8 protein-coding genes and 1 pseudogene are annotated in these 6,577 nt (G+C 74.6%); 4 read left to right on the forward strand and 5 right to left on the reverse strand.

The genetic code is table 11. From position 1 onward, the window contains the following. Window positions 1–343, reverse strand: a pseudogene (locus BJF79_RS28890) (hypothetical protein); the annotation flags it as partial. 164 nt (window positions 344–507) lie between these two features. Here BJF79_RS28890 and BJF79_RS28895 point away from each other — a divergent pair. Further along, window positions 508–846, forward strand: coding sequence for an SPW repeat protein (locus BJF79_RS28895; RefSeq protein WP_075902085.1), 339 nt, complete (start codon window positions 508–510; stop codon window positions 844–846). Window positions 847–914: 68 nt separating this feature from the next. Continuing rightward, window positions 915–1,448: a TetR/AcrR family transcriptional regulator gene (locus BJF79_RS28900; RefSeq protein ID WP_262402718.1), complete on the forward strand. Its 534-nt coding sequence runs from the start codon at window positions 915–917 to the stop codon at window positions 1,446–1,448. A gap of 101 nt (window positions 1,449–1,549) precedes the next feature. Here the strand turns inward: BJF79_RS28900 and BJF79_RS28905 are convergent, their stop codons facing one another. After that, window positions 1,550–2,044, reverse strand: a complete 495-nt coding sequence (locus tag BJF79_RS28905; protein WP_075902087.1) for a winged helix-turn-helix transcriptional regulator — start codon at window positions 2,042–2,044, stop codon at window positions 1,550–1,552. Between the two features lie 210 nt (window positions 2,045–2,254). Between BJF79_RS28905 and BJF79_RS28910 the strand changes: the two genes are divergently transcribed. Together BJF79_RS28910 and BJF79_RS62090 are read left to right on the forward strand one after the other, a co-directional pair. Beyond that, on the forward strand, window positions 2,255–3,187 hold the full coding sequence (locus BJF79_RS28910) for an MFS transporter (protein WP_262402719.1): 933 nt from the start codon (window positions 2,255–2,257) through the stop codon (window positions 3,185–3,187). Beyond that, the gene (locus BJF79_RS62090; RefSeq protein WP_262402720.1) at window positions 3,184–3,525 is read left to right on the forward strand and encodes a hypothetical protein; all 342 of its coding nucleotides are present in this window, start codon (window positions 3,184–3,186) and stop codon (window positions 3,523–3,525) included. The genes BJF79_RS28910 and BJF79_RS62090 overlap by 4 nt, the downstream gene beginning before the upstream one ends. On the opposite strand, the gene BJF79_RS28915 is transcribed toward BJF79_RS62090, so the two are convergent. From BJF79_RS28915 to BJF79_RS28925, 3 genes are read right to left on the reverse strand one after another with little or no spacing between them, the layout of a single operon-like run. Then, the gene (locus BJF79_RS28915; protein ID WP_075902089.1) at window positions 3,522–4,913 is read right to left on the reverse strand and encodes a vWA domain-containing protein; all 1,392 of its coding nucleotides are present in this window, start codon (window positions 4,911–4,913) and stop codon (window positions 3,522–3,524) included. The two genes, BJF79_RS62090 and BJF79_RS28915, sit on opposite strands and share 4 nt — an antisense overlap. Before the next feature lies 1 nt (window position 4,914). Then, window positions 4,915–5,823, reverse strand: coding sequence for an AAA family ATPase (locus tag BJF79_RS28920; protein ID WP_075902091.1), 909 nt, complete (start codon window positions 5,821–5,823; stop codon window positions 4,915–4,917). Then, complete coding sequence (locus tag BJF79_RS28925; RefSeq protein WP_075902093.1) at window positions 5,820–6,242, reverse strand: hypothetical protein; 423 nt, start codon at window positions 6,240–6,242, stop codon at window positions 5,820–5,822. The genes BJF79_RS28920 and BJF79_RS28925 overlap by 4 nt, the downstream gene beginning before the upstream one ends. Between the last annotated feature and the right edge of the window lie 335 nt (window positions 6,243–6,577).

Genomic DNA, 6,577 nt, shown 5'->3' on the forward strand with positions numbered 1-6,577 from the left:
CCGTATGCGCGTCCGTATGCGCGTCCGTATGCGCGTCCACGACCGCGTCCGTGCCGCCCTCCGTACGTCCCTCCTCGGCCGGCTCCGCGTCCACCCGCACGCCCGCACCCGGCTCCACACCCGTATGCGCGTCCGCCTCCGCGTCCGTGCCGCCCTCCGTACGTCCCTCCTCGGCCGGCTCCGCGTCCACCCGCACGTCCGTGTCCGGCCGCCCGTCTGCACGCGGCTCCGCGTCCGTGGGCGGCGCCGTGCCGGGCGCCTCGTCCGCCTCCCCGGCGGATGCCGGGGCCGCGTGCCCGTCGGGCTCTGCGGCCTCGTCCGGCTTTCCCGGGTTGGTCTCCATGGGCGTGGAGGGTAGCCGGTCACGCCCGGCGTTCCCGTCGGTACCGCCTTTGTCACCCTAAAGAGGGATTGGTCCATCCTTTCGGTCAGGTTGACCGGTCGGTCAATCAGGGGACGTTCTCCGGTACCGGAACCTGTTGGAGCACGACCCCCCGGAGGTGGCATATGGACAAGTTCGCGTGGCAGGACGGGGTGGCCTTCGTGGCCGGTCTCGTCGCGCTGCTGGCCCCGAAGCTGTGGGGCGACGACGCGGGCGAGCAGCCGCTCATGGTGCTCGGCGCCCTGCTCGCGCTCGCCGGACTGTACGCGCTGCTCGGCGCGCCCGGCCCGACGGCGTGGACGTCGACCGCGTTCGCCCTGCTGATCTTCGTGTCGCCGTGGGCGTTCGGCTTCACCGGCGGCGACGCGGCGGCCTGGACGGCATGGATCGTCGGCGCCGTCGCGACTATCGTCGGCGTGTGGGGAGCCACCCAGGCCCGCGGCCGGACGCCCGCCGCGACCTGATCCGTACCCGATGCGGTCCCGGACGCCCGCGCGGCGTCCGGGGCGTCCGGCATGTGGGGGGAGCGCCGATGAGAACGCGGACGTCCGGGAAGCACGAGCCCGACCACGAACCCGTGCCGGACGGTCCGGAGGAGCGCTCGTCGCGCACCCGGATCCTGGACGCGGCCGAGGCGCTGTTCGCCGAGCGCGGTTACGAGGCCACCTCGACGGCCCGCATCGCGCGCCGGGCGAAGGTCCCCAAGGGCCTCGTCTTCCACTACTTCCCGCAGAAGATGGACGTCCTGGTGGCGCTGATCGACGAGCGCACGTTCGTCGAGGAGCTGGACGCGTCGGCGGGCGGCGGGCTGGACGGCGCGGTGCCGGGCGACGCGGCCGGCACCCTGTCGACGCTCGCCCGCCGACTGCCGCTGCGGGCGTCGCCCGCGATGCGCCGGATCCTGTTCCGTGAGGCCGACACGCACACGTCCGTCCGGGAGCGGCTCGGGCGGCTGAACGGCGAGGTGTTCCTGCGGGCGCGGCACGCGCTGGAGCTGGCGCTGCCCGGCGCGCGCGGCGACAGGCGCGGCTGGAGGTGGCGGCGGCGACGTTCACGGCGGTGCTGATCTACCAGGAGAACCTGGCGAGCGTCACCGGGCAGCACCTCGACCCGGACGCGGTCGCCGAGCTCATCGCGCGGGCCCTCGGCGCCTGAGCCGTCCGGACGTCAGGTCCGGATGGGCTCCAGGAGCCGGTGCGGGGACCGCAGCACCTGGCTGACGGGGTCGTCGCGGTGCCGGACGCCCGGCCCGGCGTGGATCTCCAGGTCCTCCATCGCGACGACCGCGCCGCAGGACGGGCACGCGCCGTCGGGCCGCACGCGGGCGCCGCAGGTGACGTGGACGAACAGGCGGCACGGTTCGGCGGACAGGTGCTCCTCGCTCCAGCGGGCGAGGCCGTGCACGACGGGCCACAGGTCGCGGCCCCGGCCGGTGAGGACGTAGTCGTGGCCGTCCTTGGCGAGGACGCCCGCCTCGACGAGGGACTGCAGCCGCGCCGACAGCACCGCGCGCGGGATGTCCAGATGGACGAGGAAGTCGCTGAACCGCCGGACGCCGTACATGGCGTCCCGGACGATCAGCAGCGTCCAGCGCTCCCCCACGACCTCCAGCGCGCGGGCCAGCGAGCAGTCCTGTGCCGCGTAGTCCTTGCCGAGTGCCATGCGCCCACACTATCCCAGCCGAGGTTCAATGACCGAACCGATCCGTGTTACGGTCGCCGGGTTCATTGACCGAACCATTCGCGGGAGTGCGCATGACGACCCTGGCGACACCATCGGCGGACGAGCGCCGCGGGCGGGGCCCCTCCGGCGCGCTCGCGCTGCCCGCTGCCGCCACGCTGCTGGCGCTCATGAACTACTGCGCCCCCGCCGGTGACGCTCGCCGACACCGCCCGCGGCCTGCACGCCGGGGCGACCGCGCAGATCTGGCTGATGAGCTCGATCAGCCTCGGGCTGGCGGCGGCGCTGCTCGCGGTCGGCAGCCTCGCCGACGACCACGGGCGCAAGCGGGTGTTCGTGCTCGGCGCGGCGGGCCTCGCGGTCTCCAGCGTCGCGTGCGCCCTGGCACCGGACGCGCTCACCTTCGTCGTCGGACGGATCGTGCAGGGCGTCGCGTCCGCCGCGCTGCTGGCCACCGGCCTCGGCATCGTCGCCGCGTCCTTCCCGCCGGGCCCGCGCCGCGCCCGCGCCACCGGCACGTGGGGCGCGATGGTCGGCCTCGGCATCGCGCTCGGCCCGATCGCCGCCGCCGCGCTGACCGTCGCCTCCGGATGGCGGCTGTGGTATTGGGCGACGGTCGCCGCCTCGGTCGTGCTCGCCGCCGTCGCCGCCCGCGTGCTGGAGGAGTCCCGCGCCGAGCGGCCGCGCGCCGGCCTGGACGTCCCCGGCCTGGTCACCATGAGCCTGGGCGTGGGCGCGCTCGTCGCGGCGATCACCTGGGGCCGGACCGGCTGGACGCGGCCCGGCGTCCTGGCGCTGTTCGCCGCGGCGGCCGTGCTGCTGGCCGCGTTCGCCGCGATCGAGGCGCGGCGCCGCGAGCCGATGGTCGATCTCGCGCTGTTCCGGCGTCCGGTGTTCCTGCTGTCGGTGTCGGGCGCGCTGGTCACCGGCCTCACGGTCATCGGCGTCATGACCTACTCGGCGACGATGATGAGCCTGGTCATGGGCGTGTCGCCGCTGACGGCGGCGCTGGTGCTGGCGATCTGGTCCGGGCTGTCGTTCGTCGTCGCGCTGCAGTCCCACCGGCTCCCGGCCCGGCTGCCGTCCGGCGGCTGCTGGCGGCCGGGTTCGCGCTGGCGGGCGTGAGCGAGCTGGCGATGGCGGTGTTCGCGCCGGACGCGCCGTGGTGGCGCCTCGCGCCGGGCCTCGCCGTCGCGGGCGTCGCGAGCGGGCTGACGAACGCGATGCTCGCCCGGCTCGCCGTCGACAGCGTGCCCGCGGACCGCGCGAGCATGGGGTCGGGCGCGAACAACACCGCCCGCTACATCGGCGCGTCGGTCGGCGTCGCGATCGTCGGGACGGTCGCGACCGGCTCCGGGCACGACCCGTCCGCGCTGGCGCACGGGACGAACGTCGCGCTGGTCGTCTCGGCCGTCGCGGCGCTCGCGTACGCGGCGCTGGCGCTGGCCATCCGGGAACGCTAGGCGAGTTCCTCGGCGAAGGCGGCGAGCTGGACGAGGTTGCGGCACTCGTACATCTCGACGATCTCGCCGTAGCGGGACGCGGCGGAGTCGCCGGTGTCCCAGAGGCGGCGCGGCTCGGGGTTCAGCCAGTACGAGTGGCGGGCGCGGTCGGCCAGGTCCCGCAGGATCGGCAGGGACAGCTCCCCGTAGTTGGAGCGGGCGTCGCCGAGGATCAGCAGCGACGTCTTCGGTCCGACCGCGTCGCCGTACCGGTCGGCGAACACCTTGATCGCGTGCCCGTAGTTGGAGCGTCCGGTGATCCAGACGAGGTCGGCCTCCCGCGCCATCCGCGTCATCGCGTCGGCGACGTCGGCGCCCGGCTGGAAGTACTTGGTGATCTCGTCGGTCGCGTCGATGAACGCGAACGCCCGCACCTTGGTGAACTGCTCGCGCAGCGCGAACGTCAGCAGCAGCGTGAAGTGCGCGAACGCCGACACCGAGTCGCTGGCGTCGCAGAGCACGACCAGCTCCGGCTTGTGCGGGCGGCGCGGCCGGTAGTGCGTGGTGAGCGGCACTCCCCCGCTGCCCAGGGACGCGCGGACGGTGCGGCGGAAGTCGAGCCGGCCGCGGTCGCCGCGCCGCTGCTTCTGCACGAGCCGGGTCGCGAGCCGCCGGGCGAGCGGATACACCTCGCGGCGCAGCGCGTCCAGTTCGGTGCGGCCCGCGCTGGAGAAGTCGAGGCGTTCCAACGGCGGCCGGACGGTCAGCCGGGCGGTCCGCTCGACGCCGGTGTCCTCGGCGATGCGGCGCCGCACCTCCCCGGCGACGAGGTCCTCGAAGCGGGCGATGCGGTCGGTGAAGGTGCGGCGCGCGATCCGCTCGGCCATTCCGCCGCGCTCCCGGCCCTGCAGGACGGCGTTCAGCAACTGGGCCATGAGCGTCCCGGGCGACAGCGCGCGCAGGACGCCGGAGGAGAACCACGCGTCCTGCCCGTCGGGCCGCCCGTACTCGGCGACGGCCGTCCGGGCGAACTGCCGCAGGCCCGCGTCGTCGCCGGTCAGCAGCAGGTCCGCCAGCTCCTCGCGGCGCAGCCGCACCTGCGGGTCCAGCGGCGGCGGGACGGGACGGCCGTCGGCGCCGCGCGTGCGGGCGGGCCGGGCGGGCGGTGCGCCCGCGCCGTCCCCGACCGCGGCGGGGAACCACAGGTCGAACAGCCGGTCGAACGCGACCCGGTGCGCGGGCCGCTTGACGAGCGTGGCGGCGTAGGCGGCGCGCAGCGCCTCGCGGTCGAGCAGGTCGACGGCCCGCATGGCGCGCACCGCGTCCAGGCCCTCGGCGACCGACACCGGCAGCCCCGCCTCGCGCAGCGCCGCGACGAACCCGGTGTGCCGGTCGACCAGCGACGCCATGTCAGCCGAGCCCCAGTTCCTTCGCGGCGCGTTCCTGGTCGGACGCGTGCTTGAGGACGACGCCGAGCGTGCGCGCGACGGCCGCCTCGTCCAGTTCGTCCAGGCCGAGGGCGAGCAGGGTGCGGGCCCAGTCGACGGTCTCGGCGATCGACGGGGCCTTCTTGACCTCCAGGGCGCGCAGCGTCCCGACCGTCCGGACGAGCTGCTCGGCCAGTTCCGCCTCGATGCCGGGGACCTGCGCGAGGACGATGTCACGTTCCCGTTCGGCGGCCGGGTAGTCGAGGTGCAGGTAGAGGCAGCGGCGCTTGAGCGCCTCCGACAGCTCCCGCGCCGCGTTCGAGGTGATCAGCACGAACGGGCGGCGGAGGGCCTCGACGGTGCCGAGCTCGGGGATGGTGACCTGGAAGTCCGACAGGACCTCCAGCAGCATCCCCTCGACCTCGACGTCGGCCTTGTCGGCCTCGTCGATGAGCAGGACGGTCGGCCCGGTGCGGCGGATCGCCGCCAGCAGCGGTCGTTCGAGGAGGAACTCCTCGGAGAAGATGTCGTCGTGGGTCTCCTGCCAGGCCCGGTCCTCGGGGGCGGCCTGGATGGCCAGGAGCTGCTTCTTGTAGTTGAACTCGTAGAGGGCGCGGGCCTCGTCCAGCCCCTCGTAGCACTGCAGCCGGATCAGTTCCGACCCGGTGGCGGCCGCGACGGCCTTGGCCAGCTCGGTCTTCCCGACGCCCGCCGGGCCCTCGACCAGCAGCGGCTTGCCGAGCGCCTGCGCGAGGAAGACCGTCGTGGCGATCGCCTCGTCGGTGAGGTAGCGGACGCCCGCCAGCCTCGCGGCCGCGTCCGCGGGCGAGGCGAACGCCCCGTCCGGCGGGGTCTCCCCGGACACGACCTCGGACACCGTGCTCTCGCTCATCCCTTGTCCTTGACCTTGACCTTCGTGTACGTCTGGTTCGTTCCGGCGAACGTCAGCTCGTTCCCCTTCTCACCAAGGGCGACGCCCCAGTAGGAGGCGGACTTCGGATCGCCGCCCTTCCAGGAGAACCGGAACTCGCGCCCGCCTTCGGGGATCACGCTCCCGCTCCACAGCTCGTGCTCGCCCTTCATCCACACGCCCCTGCCGTCCGCGGTGAACTGGAAGTAGTCCTTCGCCTCGCCGACCCAGCGCCCCACGAGCGGCTTGACCGCCGCCGGGGAGATTCGCGGCAGCGGCGCCGTCGTGGTGGGCGGCGCCGAACCGGCGGCGTCCGTCCCGGCGTGACCGCCGTCCCCGCCGTCGCCGCCGCAGCCGGTGAGGACGAGCGCGGCGGCCGCGCACCCGGCCAGGGCGGTCATTCGGGCCCGCACTCTCAAGGGGGACCTCCGGAGCGTCTCGGCGGCGAAAGCGGCAGTCTACCGATGGGTAGCGCCGTCGTCCGGGGGCCGCCCCCGCGGAGAACGGCCGCCCCCTGCGGGGGACCCGGAGGTTACCTCCTCCGGATGACGCCCCGGCGTGCGGGGCGAGCGTATAACTGGGCCATGACCACCCCACGCCTGCCTCGCGAGGACCTGGCCGCGGCGCTGGCCGCCCGGCGGGAACTGGGCCCCGACTACGACGACGCCTTCATCGAGACGGTCGTGGACCGCATCGAGGAGGCGCTCGCCACCCGGGCGGCGCCCGCCCCGGCGCC

It is taken from the genome of Actinomadura sp. CNU-125, assembly GCF_001942465.1.
Taxonomy (GTDB): Bacteria; Actinomycetota; Actinomycetes; order Streptosporangiales; family Streptosporangiaceae; genus Spirillospora.

Coding starts and splice junctions, on each gene's coding strand:
- BJF79_RS28895 (WP_075902085.1), top strand. CDS start 508: ATGGACAAGTTCGCGTGGCAGGACGGGGTGGCCTTCGTGGCCGGTCTC.
- BJF79_RS28900 (WP_262402718.1), top strand. CDS start 915: ATGAGAACGCGGACGTCCGGGAAGCACGAGCCCGACCACGAACCCGTG.
- BJF79_RS28905 (WP_075902087.1), bottom strand. CDS start 2,044: ATGGCACTCGGCAAGGACTACGCGGCACAGGACTGCTCGCTGGCCCGC.
- BJF79_RS28915 (WP_075902089.1), bottom strand. CDS start 4,913: ATGGCGTCGCTGGTCGACCGGCACACCGGGTTCGTCGCGGCGCTGCGC.
- BJF79_RS28920 (WP_075902091.1), bottom strand. CDS start 5,823: ATGAGCGAGAGCACGGTGTCCGAGGTCGTGTCCGGGGAGACCCCGCCG.
- BJF79_RS28925 (WP_075902093.1), bottom strand. CDS start 6,242: ATGACCGCCCTGGCCGGGTGCGCGGCCGCCGCGCTCGTCCTCACCGGC.